At 55.5% G+C, this 18,548-nt stretch carries 19 protein-coding genes and 1 pseudogene; 16 read left to right on the forward strand and 4 right to left on the reverse strand.

The window, feature by feature from the left end:
* Positions 1 to 249 precede the first annotated feature (249 nt).
* Positions 250 to 1,197, reverse strand: coding sequence for a LysR family transcriptional regulator (locus ACFOFO_RS07230; RefSeq protein WP_390322691.1), 948 nt, complete (start codon positions 1,195 to 1,197; stop codon positions 250 to 252).
* Between the two features lie 134 nt (positions 1,198 to 1,331).
* Here ACFOFO_RS07230 and ACFOFO_RS07235 point away from each other — a divergent pair, with 134 nt between their 5' ends.
* From ACFOFO_RS07235 to ACFOFO_RS07305, 15 genes and pseudogenes are all read left to right on the forward strand, one after another.
* The gene (locus tag ACFOFO_RS07235) at positions 1,332 to 2,186 is read left to right on the forward strand and encodes an HTD2 family dehydratase (RefSeq protein WP_390322692.1); all 855 of its coding nucleotides are present in this window, start codon (positions 1,332 to 1,334) and stop codon (positions 2,184 to 2,186) included.
* Between the two features lie 50 nt (positions 2,187 to 2,236).
* Positions 2,237 to 3,403, forward strand: a complete 1,167-nt coding sequence (locus ACFOFO_RS07240; protein WP_390331255.1) for an acyl-CoA dehydrogenase family protein — start codon at positions 2,237 to 2,239, stop codon at positions 3,401 to 3,403.
* An 11-nt stretch (positions 3,404 to 3,414) separates the two neighbouring features.
* Positions 3,415 to 4,593 (forward strand): CaiB/BaiF CoA transferase family protein, encoded by a 1,179-nt coding sequence (locus tag ACFOFO_RS07245; protein WP_390322693.1) that lies wholly within the window; start codon positions 3,415 to 3,417, stop codon positions 4,591 to 4,593.
* A 25-nt stretch (positions 4,594 to 4,618) separates the two neighbouring features.
* Positions 4,619 to 5,974, forward strand: a complete 1,356-nt coding sequence (locus ACFOFO_RS07250; protein ID WP_390331256.1) for an MmgE/PrpD family protein — start codon at positions 4,619 to 4,621, stop codon at positions 5,972 to 5,974.
* 16 nt (positions 5,975 to 5,990) lie between these two features.
* Positions 5,991 to 6,836 (forward strand): HpcH/HpaI aldolase/citrate lyase family protein, encoded by an 846-nt coding sequence (locus tag ACFOFO_RS07255; RefSeq protein ID WP_390331258.1) that lies wholly within the window; start codon positions 5,991 to 5,993, stop codon positions 6,834 to 6,836.
* Between the two features lie 92 nt (positions 6,837 to 6,928).
* On the forward strand, positions 6,929 to 7,933 hold the full coding sequence (locus tag ACFOFO_RS07260) for a TRAP transporter substrate-binding protein (protein ID WP_390331259.1): 1,005 nt from the start codon (positions 6,929 to 6,931) through the stop codon (positions 7,931 to 7,933).
* Positions 7,934 to 8,062: 129 nt separating this feature from the next.
* A complete protein-coding gene (locus tag ACFOFO_RS07265; protein WP_390331260.1) occupies positions 8,063 to 8,635 on the forward strand; it encodes a TRAP transporter small permease in 573 nt (190 codons plus the stop codon).
* The gene (locus tag ACFOFO_RS07270; RefSeq protein ID WP_390331261.1) at positions 8,632 to 9,912 is read left to right on the forward strand and encodes a TRAP transporter large permease; all 1,281 of its coding nucleotides are present in this window, start codon (positions 8,632 to 8,634) and stop codon (positions 9,910 to 9,912) included. The genes ACFOFO_RS07265 and ACFOFO_RS07270 overlap by 4 nt, the downstream gene beginning before the upstream one ends.
* 198 nt (positions 9,913 to 10,110) lie before the next feature.
* The gene (locus ACFOFO_RS07275; RefSeq protein ID WP_390331263.1) at positions 10,111 to 10,617 is read left to right on the forward strand and encodes an FUSC family protein; all 507 of its coding nucleotides are present in this window, start codon (positions 10,111 to 10,113) and stop codon (positions 10,615 to 10,617) included.
* A 214-nt stretch (positions 10,618 to 10,831) separates the two neighbouring features.
* A pseudogene (locus ACFOFO_RS07280) lies at positions 10,832 to 11,577 on the forward strand (electron transfer flavoprotein subunit beta/FixA family protein).
* A gap of 88 nt (positions 11,578 to 11,665) precedes the next feature.
* Complete coding sequence (locus ACFOFO_RS07285; RefSeq protein WP_390322696.1) at positions 11,666 to 12,595, forward strand: electron transfer flavoprotein subunit alpha/FixB family protein; 930 nt, start codon at positions 11,666 to 11,668, stop codon at positions 12,593 to 12,595.
* A gap of 108 nt (positions 12,596 to 12,703) precedes the next feature.
* Positions 12,704 to 12,847 carry an SOS response-associated peptidase family protein gene (locus tag ACFOFO_RS07290; RefSeq protein ID WP_390322697.1) on the forward strand — a complete coding sequence of 48 codons (144 nt, stop codon included), beginning with the start codon at positions 12,704 to 12,706 and terminating at the stop codon, positions 12,845 to 12,847.
* 600 nt (positions 12,848 to 13,447) lie between these two features.
* Positions 13,448 to 13,873: a cupin domain-containing protein gene (locus tag ACFOFO_RS07295; protein WP_390322698.1), complete on the forward strand. Its 426-nt coding sequence runs from the start codon at positions 13,448 to 13,450 to the stop codon at positions 13,871 to 13,873.
* A 176-nt stretch (positions 13,874 to 14,049) separates the two neighbouring features.
* The gene (locus ACFOFO_RS07300) at positions 14,050 to 14,430 is read left to right on the forward strand and encodes a tautomerase family protein (protein ID WP_390331265.1); all 381 of its coding nucleotides are present in this window, start codon (positions 14,050 to 14,052) and stop codon (positions 14,428 to 14,430) included.
* A gap of 383 nt (positions 14,431 to 14,813) precedes the next feature.
* A complete protein-coding gene (locus tag ACFOFO_RS07305; protein ID WP_390322700.1) occupies positions 14,814 to 15,677 on the forward strand; it encodes an alpha/beta hydrolase in 864 nt (287 codons plus the stop codon).
* Between the two features lie 99 nt (positions 15,678 to 15,776).
* Here ACFOFO_RS07305 and ACFOFO_RS07310 read toward each other — a convergent pair whose 3' ends face one another.
* On the reverse strand, positions 15,777 to 16,532 hold the full coding sequence (locus ACFOFO_RS07310) for a hypothetical protein (RefSeq protein ID WP_390322701.1): 756 nt from the start codon (positions 16,530 to 16,532) through the stop codon (positions 15,777 to 15,779).
* Between the two features lie 28 nt (positions 16,533 to 16,560).
* On the opposite strand from ACFOFO_RS07310, the gene ACFOFO_RS07315 reads away from it, so the two are divergent.
* The gene (locus ACFOFO_RS07315; RefSeq protein ID WP_390322702.1) at positions 16,561 to 16,812 is read left to right on the forward strand and encodes a hypothetical protein; all 252 of its coding nucleotides are present in this window, start codon (positions 16,561 to 16,563) and stop codon (positions 16,810 to 16,812) included.
* 144 nt (positions 16,813 to 16,956) lie between these two features.
* Here the strand turns inward: ACFOFO_RS07315 and ACFOFO_RS07320 are convergent, their stop codons facing one another.
* Positions 16,957 to 17,568, reverse strand: coding sequence for an NAD(P)-dependent oxidoreductase (locus ACFOFO_RS07320; RefSeq protein WP_390331267.1), 612 nt, complete (start codon positions 17,566 to 17,568; stop codon positions 16,957 to 16,959).
* Between the two features lie 253 nt (positions 17,569 to 17,821).
* The gene (locus ACFOFO_RS07325) at positions 17,822 to 18,274 is read right to left on the reverse strand and encodes an Hsp20/alpha crystallin family protein (protein WP_390331269.1); all 453 of its coding nucleotides are present in this window, start codon (positions 18,272 to 18,274) and stop codon (positions 17,822 to 17,824) included.
* Positions 18,275 to 18,548 lie beyond the last annotated feature (274 nt).

An 18,548-nucleotide genomic window follows, 5' to 3' on the forward strand; every position in this document is an offset into this window, starting at 1 on the left:
GCCTTTCAAGTGCGGAATTTCAATACGAAGCATCAAGAATGCAACACTACACTAGGTTATACCCAAGCGGTCAGGGAATATGAAAAGAGGGGGTGTTATCGTCTATGAAAGAGTGGCGGCTAGCCTGTATTCAAAGAGGATGCTTGAATCGTTGAGTATGGATGGTGCCGTCAGGGTTTCGCCGCTGCACTGCAATTCAGCTGAGGACATTGATAAGTTCTTGCAGGTAACGATGGAAGTGTGTGAAGCCTAGGTCGGCAACAGCGAGGAGTGATCCGAACCTGGCAAGGATACGTGCTCGCTCCCGCCCGAACCCGAGAGCATCAGCTCCGAGATAAGTGCGCGAGCGCAGCCGGGCAGCGCTTCCAGGTCTCGCACAAGAATACTACGCTCCCGGACTGCCCACGCATCGCGCAGTTCGACAATATGCAAGCGCATGGTTTTCCGATGGCGCAATGCGGCTGACTCCGGGAGCAAGCCGACACCGACGCCGGCCTCGATCATCCTGCACATTGCCTCGAAGCTGCGGACCTGGACGCGCAGCGTCAGGGGGCGGCCGTGCTGCTCAATCAGATCACGCAGGAAAGCATGCAGCGTGCTGCCTTCATGCAAGCTGATTTGCTCATAATCGAGCGTGTCGCTGAAGGCGATGCTGCTTTGTTCACTAAGTGGATGGCCGACCGGTGTGACCATCACCAGTCGGTCGGTACTGAAATGCAGCACCTGCAAACCGACGTCCGGCACCGGCCCTGAGACAATGCCGAAATCGCTCGAACCATCCACCACCCCGCGCACGATATCGCGCGTCAAACGTTCTTGCAAGTCGACCGTCACGCCGGGGCGCGTAGACAGGAAATGCGCAAGCACCTCGGGCATGAACTCCGTCACTGCCGTAGTGTTGGCGAAGATGCGCATAGAACCGACTGCGTCGGCCCCATACGCGGCAAATTCACTCTTCAGATGCTCGACCTGGCGCAGGATCACGCGCGCATGCCGCAGCAAAGTTTCGCCTGCCGAAGTCAACTCCACCCCGCGGCTGTCACGGTAGAACAGGCGGCTGCCAAGTTGACCCTCGAGCGCCTTGAGCCGAGCGCTGGCTGCCGCCGGCGACAGGCAGGCCCGGCCGGCCCCCTTGGTCAGGTTTTGCGCTTCGGCGATATGGACGAATAGGCGCAGGTCGGCGAGATCGAAGTGCATGGTGGTATTCCTTTACTTGCTCGCCAGTGTATCAGAGAGCGTTCAGGTATTCCGAACGATGTCTTCACTAGATACGGATTCAGTGAACGCTATCCCGCTGATATATTTTATGCCATCGAAGACAGGGGGGGATCATGAAGGTAGACATCGCGCATTTACAGCAATGGGTCGGCAAATCCGAGGGCCGTGTCGAGCGACTGGCGGCGTTCCCGGCCAATGCGCTCTCGGCGACCCTGGATCGCAAGGATCCGCCTTTCGTCGATGGCTCGCCTCTGCCGCCGCTATGGCATTGGCTGTACTTTCTGCCTATCCACCGGATGTCCGAGGTCGGGCCCGATGGTCATGCCGAACGGGGTGGATTCTTGCCGCCGGTACCGTTGCCGCGCCGCATGTGGGCTGGAAGCCGCTTTCGCTTTCACCACCCCTTGCGTGTCGGCGAAACCGTCCAGCGCGAATCGCGCGTGCTCAGCGTCGAACACAAGGCGGGGCGCAGCGGTGACCTGGTGTTCGTGCGGGTGGAGCACACGTTTAGCAATACGCATGGTCTGGCGCTAAGCGAAGAACACGACATTGTCTACCGCGAAGCGGCCGAGCCCGGCGCACAGCCCCCGGCGGTCAAGCCCGCGCCGCTTGATGCAGCGTGGGAACGGACGGTCAGGCCCGGCCCCGTGCAGCTATTCCGCTACTCGGCGCTGACTTTCAACAGCCACCGCATCCACTACGACCGCAGTTATGTGACCGAAGTCGAGGGTTATCCCGGACTGGTGGTACATGGTCCGCTGATCGCCACGCTGTTGATCGATCTGCTGCGCCGCGAGTGTCCGGAAGCAACAATTAGCGACTTTTCCTTCCGTGCCGCGAAGCCGCTGTTCGACACCGAAGAATTCGCTGTATGTGGCGCGCCAAATGAAGACGGCAAAACCGTCCACCTATGGACGCGCGATACCGGCGGCGCACTCACGATGGAAGCCCGCGCCACGTTGGCGTGAACCATATAGATAACCGGCACCCATTACCCAAAGAAAGACCAGGAGACCCCATGCTCAACACACCTGACGAACATGAACATCAGGAAATCCGTGACGCGATCCGCAGCTTGTGCACCCAGTTCCCAGATGAATATTTTCGCAAGATCGACGAGCAGCGCGCTTACCCCGAGGCCTTTGTCGATGTGCTGATGGGCGCCGGCTGGCTCTCGGCCATGATTCCCGAGGAGTATGGCGGCTCCGGCCTGGGTTTGACGGCAGCATCCGTCATCATGGAGGAAATCAACCGTTCCGGCGGCAATTCCGGCGCCGTGCATGGCCAGATGTACAACATGAGTACTTTGCTGCGCAACGGCAGCAAGGCCCAGAAGGATAAATACCTGCCTGCGATCGCTGCCGGCAAGTTGCGCATCCAGTCCATGGCGGTCACCGAGCCGACCACTGGCACCGACACTACCAAGATCAAGACCTCCGCCGTGAAGAAGGACGGTCGCTACCTGGTCAATGGCCAGAAAGTCTGGATTTCCCGTGTTCAGCACTCGGACCTGATGATCCTGCTGGCACGCACCACGCCGTTGAGCGAGGTGAAAAAGAAATCCGAGGGGATGTCGATTTTCATCGTTGATTTGCACGCGGCGATCGGTAATGGACTCACGGTGCGGCCGATTCCTAATCTGGTCAATCACGAAACCAACGAGCTGTTTTTCGACAATCTGGAAATTCCCGAGGAGAACCTGATCGGTGAAGAGGGCAAGGGCTTCAAATACATCCTCGATGGTTTGAATGCCGAGCGCACGCTGATCGCCGCCGAGTGCATCGGTGATGGTTACTGGTTCATCGAACGCGCCACTAAGTACGCAAATGAACGCATTGTGTTCGACCGCCCCATCGGCAAGAACCAGGGAGTGCAATTCCCGATTGCCGATGCTTTTATCGAAATCGAGGCGGCCAACCTGATGCGTTTCAAGGCCTGCGAATTGTTCGATGCCCAACAACCGTGTGGGGCGCAGGCCAACATGGCGAAGTATCTCGCCGCCAAGGCCTCGTGGGAAGCCGCCAACGTCTGCATGCAGACGCATGGCGGATTCGGCTTCGCCAACGAATATGACATTGAGCGCAAATTCCGCGAGACACGGCTGTATCAGGTAGCGCCGATCTCCACCAACCTGATTTTCTCCTACGTGGCCGAGCATTTGCTCGGGCTGCCGCGGTCTTTCTGAGGGAGCCGGCCATGCGTCCTCTTGACGGTATTACCGTAGTCACCCTTGAACATGCGATTGCCGCGCCGTTCTGCACGCGACAACTGGCCGATCTCGGCGCACGCGTAATCAAGGTCGAACGACCTGGAGTCGGTGATTTTGCCCGCTCCTATGACGAACGCGTGCGGGGGCTGGCATCGCACTTCGTCTGGACAAATCGTTCAAAAGAGAGCCTGACACTCGATGTCAAGCATCAGGAAGCGAACACTATTTTAACGAAGCTGTTGGAGAGCGCCGACGTGCTGGTGCAAAACCTGGCACCCGGCGCGGCCGCTCGCCTTGGCTTGTCGTACGAATCATTACGGGAAAAATTTCCCGGATTGATCGTATGCGATATTTCCGGATACGGCGCGGATGGTCCTTATCGGGACAAGAAAGCCTATGACTTGCTGATTCAGAGCGAATCGGGCTTTCTTTCTATCACCGGCTCCTCTGACGAGCCTGCCAAGGCCGGGTGCTCGATTGCCGACATTGCAGCCGGGATGTATGCCTATACAAATATCCTTGCCGCGCTGATCCAACGGGGTAAGACCGGCCAGGGGTGCAACATCGATGTATCGATGCTGGAAAGCATGGTCGAATGGATGAGCTATCCACTGTACTACGCGATGGATGGCGCCGTGCCGCCACCGCGTGCCGGGGCTTCTCATGCAACGATTTATCCCTATGGCCCATTCACTGCGGGAGACGGCAAGACGGTGATGCTGGGACTGCAAAATGAACGGGAATGGGAAGTCTTTTGCGGCAAGGTGCTGCAGCAGCCGGAGCTTACAACCGACCCGCGCTTTTCTTCTAATTCGCGTCGGACGGCGGCCCGTCTGGAGCTGCGCGCAATCATCGTCGAAGCGTTTGCAGGGCTGACGGCAGAGCAGGTGGTCGAGAGGCTTGACGCCGCACAGATCGCCAACGCGCGCATGAATGATATGCACGATCTATGGGAGCACGCGCAATTAAAATCGCGCCAACGGTGGATGGAAGTCGATACGCCTGCAGGGAAAATTCCGGCGCTGCTGCCACCTGGCGTTCCGAATACCTACACTCCGCGTATGGATGCCGTCCCCGCGCTGGGTCAGCATACCGATGCGATTCTGGCGGAACTCGGATATGCCAATGACACCGTGGCCCGCCTGCGTTTACAGAATGCCGTCTAGTCAATAAATAAAGGAAATAATCTCCATGATTGATCATCCGAGTCAAACCCTGGCCAGTTTTGCAGCAAACCTGCGCTTCGACGATATTCCGGAACCGGTCATCCGGCGCGCCGAAGACTTGTTTCTCGACTGGTTCGGCTCCACCCTTGCCGGCAAGGGTGGCAGGCCGGTGGAAACGATCGACTGGTTTGCCCAGCAGATGGGGCCGGCTACCGGCGCATCTGAGGTGCTGATTTCGCGTCGCCAGACCACGCCTCTGTTTGCCGCCATGGTCAACGCGGCTTCATCGCATTTTGCAGAACAAGACGATGTGCACAATGGTTCCGTATTTCATCCCGGCGCTGTCGTCTTTCCAGCGGTGCTCGCCGTGGCCCAGTCCCTTGGCAGCTCCGGGCGCGATTTGCTCACGGCGGCAGTGGCGGGATATGAAGTAGGCATACGCGTGGGCGAGTTTCTTGGCCGCTCGCATTACAAAATATTTCATACCACCGGTACTGCCGGCACGGTCGCGTCGGCTGCAGCGGTCGGCCGCCTATTGGAATTGACCCCGGAGCAGCTGCTGAATGCATTCGGTTCCGCCGGAACACAGGCTGCGGGGCTGTGGGAGTTTTTGCGCGACGCCGCCGATTCGAAGCAACTGCACACCGCCAAGGCAGCAGCTGACGGTCTGATGTCGGCGTATCTTGCGGGGCAGGGGTTCACAGGTGCCAGACGCATCCTCGAAGGGGCGCAGGGCATGGCCGCCGGCATGTCCAGCGATGCCGATCCGGCCAAGCTCACCGATCGTTTGGGAGAGCGCTGGGCCCTGGCGGAAACCTCGTTCAAATACCATGCTTCCTGCCGTCATACCCATCCGGCGGCGGACGCCTTGCTGCAAGTGATCAGCGTGCACGACTTGGTCCCTGAGCAGATTGCCCGCGTGACTGCATACGTGCATCAGGGAGCCATCGATGTGCTTGGTCCGGTGCTCAAGCCACAGACTGTGCATCAGGCGAAGTTCTCGATGGGTACGGTGCTGGGGTTAATTGCGCAGTTCCACTGTGCTGGAATGAAAGAATTCGACGCTTACTACAACGATGCCCGTATCGCTGCATTTCGGGACAAAGTCCAGATGGCGCTCGACACCGAAGTGGATCGGGCGTATCCGGCGCGCTGGATTGGCAAGGTGACGGTGGAAACCGTTGATGGTCGCATGTTGCACGGTCGCGTCGAGGAGCCCAAAGGGGATCCGGGCAATACCTTGACGCGCGCCGAACTGGAACAGAAGGCGTTGCGGCTGGCGCACTTCAGTGGCGCGGCCACCGCCGCAGAAATGCATGCGGTATTTGAGCAAATATGGCAGGTCGCGAAAATTAACAAGATTGAGCGATTCTTGGCGTAGTTTTTGAAAGACTATTGTGCAACCTTTAACTCCTCGTTCCTATCTGTTCGTTCCCGGCAACCGTCCTGAGCGTTTTGGCAAGGCCTGCGCAGCCGGTGCCGGTGCGGTAATCGTTGATTTGGAAGATGCTGTTCCGCCTGCAGAAAAGGCGGCAGCAAGAGCCTCGGTTGCGGCGTGGCTTGCAATCGACAAGCCGGCGCTGATTCGTATCAACAGCGCAGACACTGAATGGTTCCACGACGACTTGGCGCTGTGTCGGCTGCCGGGCGTCGCCGGCATCGTCCTGCCTAAGGCCGAGCGGGTGGACGACATCGCGTCGGTCGAGCGCGCCGGTGCAGCTTTTATTTTGCCGCTGATTGAAAGTGCGCAAGGTTTCTGGAATGTGAAGGCACTGTCGCAAGCGCCCCGGGTGCAACGATTGGTGTTCGGCTCGATTGACTTCCAACTCGATCTCGGCATTAACGGCGACAATGAAGAATTGCTGTATTTCCGTTCGCAACTGGTTCTGGTTTCCCGCATTGCCGGGATTCAGGCGCCGGTGGATGGAGTCAGCACGGCGATCGATGACCACGAACAACTTCGCAGCGACACGCTGCGCGCCCGCCGCCTAGGCTTCGGCGCAAAACTCTGCATCCATCCCAAGCAGGTCGGTCAGGTGAACGAGGGTTTCAGCCCCAACAAAAGCGATGTTGCCTGGGCCAGGCGCGTGTTGGAGGCCGCTTCGACAGCACAAGGTGCCGCAGTCGCCGTCGACGGCAAGATGGTCGACCGACCGGTGATACACAAGGCGCAGGAAATCCTGGACGAATCGGAACGCTGGAATTCTTTTGTACAAGGCGTCATGCCGGATACACAAAAATAATTTCCTCCGTCCCAAGAAGATATTCAATCCATAAAAAGCTTCGACGGGGGAAATTCAAAAAACCTATTACTTTCACTTATCTGGAGACATGAATGAAACTGAAAACCCTGCTACTCGCACTTTCTTGCACTGCCATTGTGTGCACCAATGTGTTCGCCCAAGCCCCTATCGTGATTAAATTCAGTCACGTCGTTGCCCAAGACACCCCAAAGGGACAGGGTGCTCAGCGGTTTAAGGAATTGGCTGAAAAAGCCACCAATGGTCGTGTCAAGGTGGAGGTTTACCCAAACAGTCAGCTCTACAAGGACAAGGAAGAATTGGAAGCGCTGCAAATGGGCGCGGTACAGATGCTCGCACCCTCGCTGTCGAAGTTCGGGCCGCTCGGCATCAGGGAATTCGAGGTGTTTGACCTGCCGTACATCTTCCCGAGCAATGCAGTGCTCACGCGTGTGACCGAGGGGCCGATCGGCAAGGAGCTGTTCAAGAAATTGGAACCGAAAGGCATCACTGGCCTGGCATATTGGGATAACGGCTTTAAGGTGATGTCGGCCAACAAGCCACTCAAGACCACTGCTGATTTCAAAGGGCTGAAGATGCGGATTCAGTCGTCTAAAGTGTTGGACGCGCAGATGCGCACACTGGGTGCAAATCCGCAAGTGCTTCCATTTTCCGAGGTTTACCAGGCTCTACAATCCGGCGTGGTCGATGGAGGGGAGAATACACCGTCCAATATCTACACACAGAAAATGTACGAAGTACAAAAATATCTGACAACTTCCGGCCATGGCTATATCGGCTATGCGGTCGTGGTTAACAAGAAATTTTGGGATGGTTTGCCTGCCGATATTCGGACCGCGCTTGAAGCAGCGATGAGGGACGCGACCAAGTACGCCAATGCCGTTGCGCAACAAGATAACGAGAAGGCGCTGGAAGCTATCCGCAAATCCGGAAAAACCACGATCTACAAACTAAGTGACGCAGAAAAAGCGGACTGGCGCAAAGCGCTGCTGCCGGTGCAGAAACAGATGGAAGGGCGTATCGGAAAGGATTTGATCGCAGCAGTTAACAAGGAAGCGGCAATGCAGGGGTACAAATAAATAATCAGGTCACCTAATTAGATATGCGGCCTTGCAGGCCAAAGCGCCTGCCTGGTCGGATGCATATCCGAGATTATTTCAGAAGCTGTGATTGGCGCTTCTTACCCCCTCGATTTATATGGAGATTCCATGAAATACCTCGATCATTTGGAAGAGTGGCTGATTGCATCGTTGATGGCAATGGCAACCTTTCTTATTTTCCTTGCCGTGGTGCATCGCTATGCATCGGGACTGCCGATTCCCTGGGTCCAGGATGAGCTTATCAAAATCAACTCCAGCTGGGCGCAAGAGCTATGCATCTACATGTTTGTGTGGATGGCGAAATTCGGTGCCGCCTATGGGGTGCGTGTCGGTATCCACGTCGGTGTAGATGTCTTGATCAATAAATTGAGCACGCCGTGGCGCAATAAATTCATTATTTTCGGTCTTTTGGCCGGTGCCATTTTTACCGGCGTCATCGGTACGTTGGGGGCAAGATTTGTATGGGGAATAGCCCACACAGATGCGGTTTCCGCCGACCTCGAAATTCCCATGTGGATTGTGTATCTGGCAGTGCCACTCGGTTCGTACCTGATGTCGTTCCGTTTCTTGCAAGTGACATGGCAATTCGTCAAAAACGGCGAACTTCCGAAGCATGATCACGCGCATGTTGATGGTGTCGAAGACGCTGCCGATTTAGAACACATAGGGGCCAAGGCATGAATGCCCTGATTATCTTCGTACTGTTGTTTGCATTAATGTTGACCGGCATGCCGATCTCGATTTCGCTCGGCTTGACCGTATTGACCTTCTTGTTCACGATGACCCATGTGCCGATCGAATCGGTGGCATTGAAATTATTCACTGGCATCGAGAACTTCGAGATCATGGCGATTCCGTTCTTCCTTCTGGCGGGCACCTTTTTGACGCATGGCGGTGTCGCAAAGCGAATGATCAAATTTGCGACGACGATGGTTGGCCACTGGCATGGCGGTATCGGCCTGGCCGGCGTCATTGGCTGCGCGTTGTTCGCATCGGTATGCGGCTCAAGCGTGGCAACAGTGGCTGCGATCGGTTCTGTCGTATTGCCGGAAATGGTCAAGCAGGGGTTTCCGAGGAAGTTTGGTGCCGGCGTGATTGCAACCTCCGGAGCACTCGGCATTTTGATGCTGCCATCGGTTATCAAGGTGATTTATGCGGTCTCAACCAACACTTCAATTGGGGCGCTATTTATCGCTGGCCTGATCCCGGGCATTATCCTCACCGCGATGCTTTGCCTGACGACGTGGAATATCGCGCGGAAGAATAATTACCCACGTTTGCCCAAGGCCAGCTGGCGCGAACGTTGGGATGCATTTCGCGATTGTGCGTGGGGACTATTTCTGGTGGTGATCGTCATCGGCGGTATTTTCAGCGGCATATTTACCGCAACGGAAGCTGCTGCCATGAGTGCGGTGTACGCCTTCCTGGTATCCATTTTTGTCTATAAAGACATGACCATGAAGGGCGTGCCCAAGGTATTGCTCGATTCGGCCGCAATGTCAGCCATGCTGCTCTATATCATCACGAATGCAACTCTGTTCTCTTTCCTCATGACGTCCGAGAATGTTCCTCAGGCGCTGACGGAGATTATTCTGCATATGGGATTGGGTACCGTAGGCTTCCTGCTTGTCGTCAACGTACTGTTATTAGTAGCCGGCAATGTGATGGAGCCGTCTTCGATCATTTTGATCATGGCGCCGATTCTCATCCCGGTTGCCGCTAAGCTTGGTATCAATCCGATACATTTCGGCATCATGATGATCGTCAACATGGAGGTCGGCATGTGTCATCCACCGGTTGGCTTAAATCTGTATGTCGCCTCAAGCATTACCAAAATGGGGATTACGGAATTGACGAAGGCGGTCATGCCGTGGCTGCTGACGATGCTGGTCTTCCTTGTTGTGATCACATACTTGCCGCAAATCACCTTATGGCTTCCAAATCTTTTTTATAAATAAGTCGTGCTATTTGGATACTGGATCAATACGCGATCCAGTCCGTTGAGTGATGGACTATGTCGATGTTAAGGGCGGCAAACTTGGGGCCGGCGAAGTGTATTCGCACCATGCCGCCTGTGCACCCGTGGTAGAAAAATGTCGGGCAATCACTCCACTGTGATCAACCAGATTTATTGAAATTTATTTCACCATCATCCAATGGCATTTCACTTCGTTAGTCCAAGAAAAAACGCGCTGGTGTACATTGTTAAGATCATCACTGGATCGGTGATGCTCTGGTTTGGACTGCACGCCCTCGGCGTTGCCGATCCATACTGGGCCATGATCTCGTTGATTATCGTTACCGAACCCGATGTCAAAATAGCCAAGGCGAATTTCAACGCACGTTTGATTAATACTATTAGCGGCAGCATGGCAGCTGGCTTGGCACTTATCGTCTTCGGCACCGGCCTTTTTTCAATCCTAACGGCTCTGACTGTAGCGATGCTAGTCGCCATGCTATTGGAAAGCTATCCATCAAACTGGCGACTAGGTCCTGCCACCGTGGTTATTGTGATGTCTGCCGCGGCTTCCGGTAGCGAGCTGAGGCAGGAACTGCATTTCGGCTTATTGCGGGTCGGTGAGGTACTCGCGGGAAGTGCGGTAGCGTTATTGCAATCGCTAGCCTACTCATACATGCTCAAACGGTTTGCACCGTCCTCCTAATACCTTCGTATGAAATATGGTGATGAGACATGGAAATTTTTCGAGCAATACACCAGCAAGTTGCTTGAATAATTGCAAAAGAGAAAACGCACTCGTTATGTTGGGGGCGGTGTCTCTGGATGGAAGGATTTGATTCCAAATCCGAATGACAAGGGCGTTTTGGGTAACGAGGCCATTGTATTAAGAATCACTATTGAGAAAGAGACTGAAACAGATGAAAATTTTAGTTCCAGTCAAACGTGTAGTCGACTACAACGTCAAGGTGCGGGTCAAGTCGGACGGCAGCGATGTAGATATTGCTAACGTCAAAATGTCGATGAATCCGTTTGATGAGATTGCGGTGGAAGAAGCCACGCGCCTGAAAGAAGGCGGCAAGGTCACCGAGGTGGTGGCGATTTCCTGCGGCGCCAGTGCCAGGAAACGCTGCGCACCGCGATGGCGATCGGTGCCGATCGCGCCATCCTGGTCGAGTCCGACGCCGATTTGCAACCGCTGGCGGTAGCCAAGCTGTTGCAGGCGATTGCGGAGAAAGAGCAACCGCAACTGATCATCCTGGGCAAGCAGGCGATCGACGACGATTGCAACCAGACCGGCCAGATGCTGGCCGCATTGCTGGGCTGGCCGCAAGCGACCTTCGCCTCCAAGGTCGTGCTGGAAGAGGGCAAAGTCACCGTCACGCGCGAAGTCGACGGCGGCCTGGAAACCCTGGCGCTGACGCTGCCGGCGATCATCACCACCGACTTGCGCCTGAACGAGCCGCGTTACGTGACGCTGCCGAACATCATGAAAGCCAAGAAGAAAACCCTGGATGTGTTCAAGCCGGCCGATCTGGGCGTCGATGTCACGCCGCGCCTGAAGGCCCTGAAAGTGGTCGAGCCTGCAAAACGCAGCGCCGGGATCAAGGTGCCGGACGTCGCCACGCTGGTGGCCAAGCTGCGTGGCGAAGCCAAAGTCATTTGATCCGCGACCACTCTTACCACCAAACAGATACAGCGGTCCGCCGCACGCACTTGCAGGCGACCGCAACACCTCATCATCAGGAGATACCATGACCGCTCTCGTCATAGCTGAACACGATAATGCCAGCCTCAAGGGCAGCACCCTCAACACCATCACCGCTGCGACACAATGCGGCGGCGAAGTCCACGTACTGGTTGCCGGCAAAGACTGCGGCGCGGCTGCGCAGGCTGCTGCGCAAGCCGCCGGCGTCACCAAGGTCCTGGTCGCCGACGCTGCGTATTTTGCCGACGGCCTGGCTGAAAACGTCGCCGAACAAGTATTGGCGCTGGACGCCAGCTACAGCCACATCCTGGCGCCGGCTACCGCCTACGGCAAGAACATCCTGCCACGCGTCGCCGCCCGGCTCGATGTCGGCCAGATTTCCGAAATCGTCAAAGTCGACAGCCCGGACACCTTCGAGCGTCCGATCTATGCCGGTAACGCCATTGCCACCGTGCAGTCGGTCGATGCGATCAAGGTCATCACCGTCCGGACCACCGGCTTCAATGCGGCGGCCGGCGGCGGTACGGCGGTGGTCGAGAACATCAGCGCGGCAGCCGATTTCGCCAAGTCGGCGTTTGTCTCGCGCGAACTGGCCAAGTCGGATCGGCCTGAACTGACGGCGGCCAAAGTCATCGTTTCCAGCGGGCGCGGCCTGGGTTCGGCGGAAAATTTCAAGATATTGGAGTCCTTGGCCGACAAGCTCGGCGCTGCGATGGGCGCGTCCCGTGCGGCGGTCGATGCCGGTTTTGTGCCGAACGACTGGCAAGTCGGCCAGACCGGCAAGATCGTCGCGCCGCGGCTGTATATCGCGGTCGGCATTTCCGGCGCGATCCAGCATTTGGCCGGCATGAAGGATTCGAAAACCATCGTCGCCATCAACAAGGATGAAGAAGCGCCGATCTTCTCGGTCGCGGATTACGGCATCGTCGGCGATTTGTTCGAGATCGTGCCACAACTGGTGGCTGAGCTCGGATAAAACACTCAGGCTTGCAACGAACCCGTCCCACAAGGATTTCGTCGCATATCCCCCGTTATCAGTCTAAACCTCCGGATTTATCGGCTTTCGGCACAACAAAGACTTGAAATGGACCTGTCCTTCAGCTACGAGCAAGCCGAAAGCATTGCTCGGGAAAATTCACTTGGCGAGGAAGCGTTTGAATGGCACCAAGTGAGCCGCGACGTGAACGGTTACAAGATACACGATGCGCACCTGGTCGAGCCTATTTGAACGGGGGGCAGATCCGCAAACTGCGGCCGATTTTAACTATAGTAAACATGATTTGATCGGACAGAGGATGTCGAATCAGTTCTACGCTCAAGATCTATTTTCGAACAACTGCGACCGGCGGAAATCGGCCACGAGCTGCCGGTCATCTGCATGCGAGCGAGCGGGTGCTTGTGCGTGACCGCATGCAGTTCGGCCAGGACCGGATGTTCACGCAGGGACACATCCAACAGGTATTGATACAGAGTATCGTCTAAGTCCAGCGTGCGGTCGGATATGGCGTTATTCCAATCGATGGGGAAGGTAGGAAAGATTATCACTGCTTCCTTTTGACGCGCATCCGGTCTGGTCGGTATGGGCGTGCGAGGACCCGTTAAAAAACACGCGCAGATTCAAGTATGAAGGGCAACTTTGATCAACCGGTTGGAGCGTGAGGTGCACTTGCATTCGCGTCTTTTGAACGGTCAGTCGAGAACGTTGCAACAGAACCAGAGCCGGGCCTCTCGACGGCTTCGGCAACCTCATCGAAACGGCGATATGAGCACGCCTGAGGAATGGTTTCGTGCTTAAATAGATCGATGCACGCCAATAAGGAGCTTCGCCATGTCGGACTCTCCCCTCTCCAAGTTTTCGCACGTCCGGCCGCAAGATACGCAATACTTGGGCAACGGCCTGCGTGATTTCTTCCTCTACAAAGATCTCGGCATCGCTGCGGCCACCGGCGGCCGGGTTCTCGCGCAACTCGTCAAGGCAAACATTGCGCCGAAGCAAGGCACCGGTTGGCACCGTCACGAGGCGGACTTCCATATCGTGTTCATGCTGAAAGGGTGGGCGCGTTTCATGTACGAGGACAAGGAAACCCTGGTCGCCGCCGGCGACTGCGTTCACCAGAGGCCGGGGATCAAGCACTATCTGTTCGACTATTCCGAAGACATGGAATACTTGGAAATCGTGAGCCCTGTGGACTTCAAGACGATACCGGTCGACGCCGTCTGCGAGGTGCCTGCGGTGATGATGCCCTGGAATTAGGCGGACGCTGCCTCGTCGCCATCCGGAGGCGAAGAATAAAAATGCTTCGCTCCAGTGACGGAAATTTAAAAAGGACCCTCGGGTCCTTTTTGTTTTTGTGGTGTCGGCTTGCTACTTTCCCATGTTAAATTGGCGCTTGGCAATTTATAAACAAGCTAGGCACTTCAGGAGCAGCCATGCCTCTCGTCACGATTACCGTCCGCAAACCGAAGCCGAGCCGGTTCAAAACCACCGTGCTCGACGCTGTACATGCCGCGCTGGTCTCCTCCGGCGTCCCGCTCACAGACAAGTTCCAGCGGGTCATCGAGCTTGACGCCGATGACTTCTGCTTCGACCCGAGCTACCCTGATCTAAAGACAGAGCGCACCAATGACTTCGTTCTCATTGAAATACTTTGGTCAGTAGGCCGCAGCGTCAAAGTGAAGAAGAAGTTCCTCGAAGCACTCATGAAAATTCTGGCTGATGCCGGCTTCGACACAGAGCACGTCATGGTCTGCTTCAAGGAAACATCGTGGGAAAACTGGTCATTCGGCGGTGGCCGCCTCCTTCACACGTGACCTGCCTGACCTGCCAATAAATAGGCCTAACCCATTCTAAACGGATTCCCAGAAGGCATAAAAACTGATCGATAGAGTTGCTGTGAGGGATAGGTGTTATCCATGCAGTTCGTTGCCTGCATCGACATGATCATCAGGTTAAGAGGAAAAATAATTCGCTCCGGTGACGGAACACAAAAGGACCTTCGGGTCCTTTTCTGTTTGTGGTGTCTGTTTGCCATTGTCCGCGCCAGTTATCCACACAATATGTGGGTAATTTCAGATGCTACATTCGCGGTAACAACATTAAAGAGACGGCGAGCAAATTCAGCCGTTACAATACGTTAACACTGATTGTCCGCACCATACGTAGGAGCTGAGTACGACCGGCAATTGCAATTGTTATGAAACCTATCAAATACAGAAAAATGACTGGCATGGGCGGCGCTGTTGCCTTGGCATGGCTGACTTTTACCACCATAGTCGCTATAGGCCAACGTCAGCTGATTTTCAAGCCAATGCGCGCCAAAGAAGTCGAGCGTCCGCGTAGCGCCGGACATCGGACCCGACCTGTCGTGTTGCGCAGCACCGATGGCACACGACTCTCAGGATGGTTGTTGACGCCGCGCACGCCCGGCCCCCATCCAGCCGTAGTGTATTTCGGAGGTCGTTCGGAGGAAGTTTCCTGGGTGGCGCGTGATGCGTGGCGCATGTTTCCCAACATGACAGTTCTTGCAATTAATTACCGAGGCTATGGCGACTCGGAAGGTATTCCGGGCGAGCGTCAAATGGTGGAAGACGCTCACATGCTTTTTGACTGGTTAGCCAAGCACCGCCATATCACTGCGGGACAAATCGCCGTAGTCGGACGCAGTCTTGGCTCGGGCGTGGCAGTACAGATTGCTGTAAGCCGGCCAGTGGCAGCCGTTGTATTGATTACGCCTTACGACTCGCTGCTGGCTCTTGCCAAGCGTCGCTTCCCGTCCGTACCAGGTTTCGTTCTCCAGCATCGGTTCGACTCAGTCAAACATGCGCCATTGTTATCCGCCCCGACCTTTATCATTCGCGCAGCCACGGATGACGTGGTGCCCGCCTCGCACACCGACTTGTTGGTAGCCACCTTGACGACGCCTCCACAGGACGAAACCATCCTTGGCTCCGACCATGGCAACATCCCCTACCTCGAAGCAACCCAGCAACGCATTGCCGACTTCCTCACGGTTAAATTCGGCGAAGTGGCCGCGAGGCTCACTACCAGCACGCTTTAATCATCAGTCGAACGAACCGACACCGGCAAGTCTGTGCCCGCACAAATCAATCGGCATGGTGCGCCAGATTCGCGCATGTTTTTCCATAATATTCGAATTTTAGTAACCGTATTTCTTGCCAACTACGTCGCCCAAGTAACCGCCGCCAACTGCAGCCGCGATGGTCGCAAGCGTGCGTCCGTTTCCGCCGCCAACTTGGTTGCCAAGTAGGCCGCCAAGCACGGCGCCGGTCGCAATGCCCACCGTACTATGTTGCGCGGCTGGCGGCTGAATTGGTTGCTGGATTGGTTGTGGCACGGGCTGCGGATACGGCTGACTATCATTCGAAGAGGCTTGCGCGTATTGTGTGGACGGCGCAGCTTGGGAATAAACCGTGGCCGCATGATGCGTGACATGTTTGTGATGCACAACCGGGGTCACCACAGCCGGGGCCTGCGCAGCGTACTGGTAAGGCGTTGCGGCAACTGCCGGAACGTTGGCTGTTGCCGCAACAGCAGTCGGTGCAGCAGATGCCATCGGTGCGACGGTGCTGTGCGAATTCGGCAGCACGCCAATGATTGCGGCTGCACCAACCAAGCTGACCAGCATGACTGACGCTGCAGCACCTGCCATCAAAGGGTGGATGCGATTCGACGTTTGATTCATTTCCATTTTTTGCTCCGAGTTGCCGCCGTCAATGTGGCGTATGGAGAGATTAACGTCCGATCCATCGACCCGCCCGTACGAAAGCTGTATCAAGCGTAAGTAGTTGTAACTCAACTCATCTATCAGGCTAGGCTCTCTTTTTTGTAACGTCGTCAAAACGTCGTCAACCATTCGTTGTGCTTCTGGCGTTAATGGATGTCCGGCAGACATCGTCGTCATCATTTCTTAAAGGAAAACCATGAAATCGAAAATCGTTACTGTAATGCTATGCGCAGTCGCACTGGCTGGCGCGTCTGGATTGGCCAATGCTAAAGGCTGTTTGAAAGGTGCAGCGGTAGGTGCGGTTGGCGGGCATTACGCCGGCCATCATGCTGTGGCTGGCGCGGTTGGTGGTTGTGTCGTGGGGCGACACCTCGCCAACAAAAAAGCTGCCGAACAGAAAGTGCAAGCAGCTACGGTTTCCGCTGCGACTCCTGCGCCGGCCAAGTAATTGGCCGTTCAATAGGCCATTCAATAGGCCGTTCAATAGGCCGATTCATGGTGCTCACGGTTATCACCAGTTCGCAGCCTTACGGCCGCGGACTTTCCATTGCTTCATTGACCGTGCTGCTCAATGTTCAATCCTTTTTTATTCTCAATAGGCGACCGTGAAGCGCTGGCGGACGTGTTGCGGGTGCTCAAGTTCGTCGAGCATGGCGACAGCGTAGTCTTCCATCGAGATACGACTTTGACCGCTGTCATCTGACAGCAACTGGTCCTGGCCAACGCGGAACTTGCCGGTACGCTCGCCCGGCGTAAACATTGCAGGAGGGGATAGGAAGGTCCAGTCGAGCTCCGTTTCGGAGCGCAGGTCATCGAGGAATTGCTTGCCCGGGACGGCTTCCACCTTGTACGCATCGGGGAAAGTCGGGCTGTCCAGCAGGAGAGTTCCCGGAGCGACTTCCAGGCTCGCAGCACCCCCTACGACAAGCAAGCGCTTCACGCCGGATGCTTTGACAGCCTGTAGCAGTGGGGCCGCCTTTAGCACTTGAAACGTGGCCGCGCTGATAACAGCGTCGTGACCGCGCAGACACGGGGTCAGCTGTTCCGGTTGCGTGGCATCAGTTTTGTGCACAGTCACGCCTTCAGGCACATCGGCTTTTTCTGGTGAACGGACAAAGCCCGTGACACTGTGACCGCGGCGAAGGGCTTCTGCGGCAATGCGCGAGCCGGCGCGTCCAGTGACTCCAATAATCGCGATCTTCATGAGTACTTCCCTTCTATAGTGACACCACATCAGCGCATGTATCGCATAGATCACACGCGGCAGGGGAAATGACTTGGGTCCAGTGCCAGCTCGTTCCGGTACGGTCCACAGTGGCTTGTTGAAATTTGAATAATTGTAAAAGCCCGCCTTCTTTGCAATGAGAGTGCGGGCTTTTGGTTGTCTGTTGCGCCGTGTGTCGCAAAAGGCGTGCCCCGATATGCAACCGGGGCTGTCTCGGAACGCTCAAATTGGCTTAATGAATGGCAATTTGTTTGCCACCCGTTTCCGGTTTTTTCGGCAGTAACAATTCGAGCACGCCGTCCTGATACTTCGCTTCTGCGCGGGCGTCATCGACTTCCTGGGCCAGCGTAAAAGTACGTTGCTGTTGTCCGTAATAACGTTCACTTCGCACCACGGTCCCGTTCTGTTTATCCTCTTTTAGTTCCTTCACCTCTGCACTAATGGAAACTTGATTGCCATTAATGGAGACCTTGATGTCATCCTTTTTGACGCCAGGCATTTCTGCTTTCACCATATAAGCGTCGTCTGTTTCGGAAACATCCATCCGAATTCTCTGTTGCGATTCAAGGTTACGCAACGTCGGGAACATACCAAAATCCTTAAACAAGTCTTCAATATTATGAAATGGTTCGGCGCGCGCGATGTCGCCGAATGGATCGAACCGCATTAAATTACTAGCCATCATCAACCTCCTTTCGTTACCGGAGATGATCAGAAATTTGCTGAGACAATCCTTTCCAGCTAGGAAATCATTGCTGCATTTTCCCAATGGAATGAACGATGCATCACAGTTTCGTGGACACCTCCCATCCCATATTAAATAATACAACCATCTTCTCGTCCGTGCATGATGCTTATCAAAGTAGCCGATACCGAACTCGTGAATTATTCAGACGGCAGGGTGAGGTACTATTTACATGTCATCAACACGAGTGCGCGTACCACCCTGCTTCGACTGC

This window comes from Pseudundibacterium arcticum, assembly GCF_042646465.1.
GTDB lineage: Bacteria > Pseudomonadota > Gammaproteobacteria > Burkholderiales > Burkholderiaceae_D > Undibacterium_A > Undibacterium_A arcticum.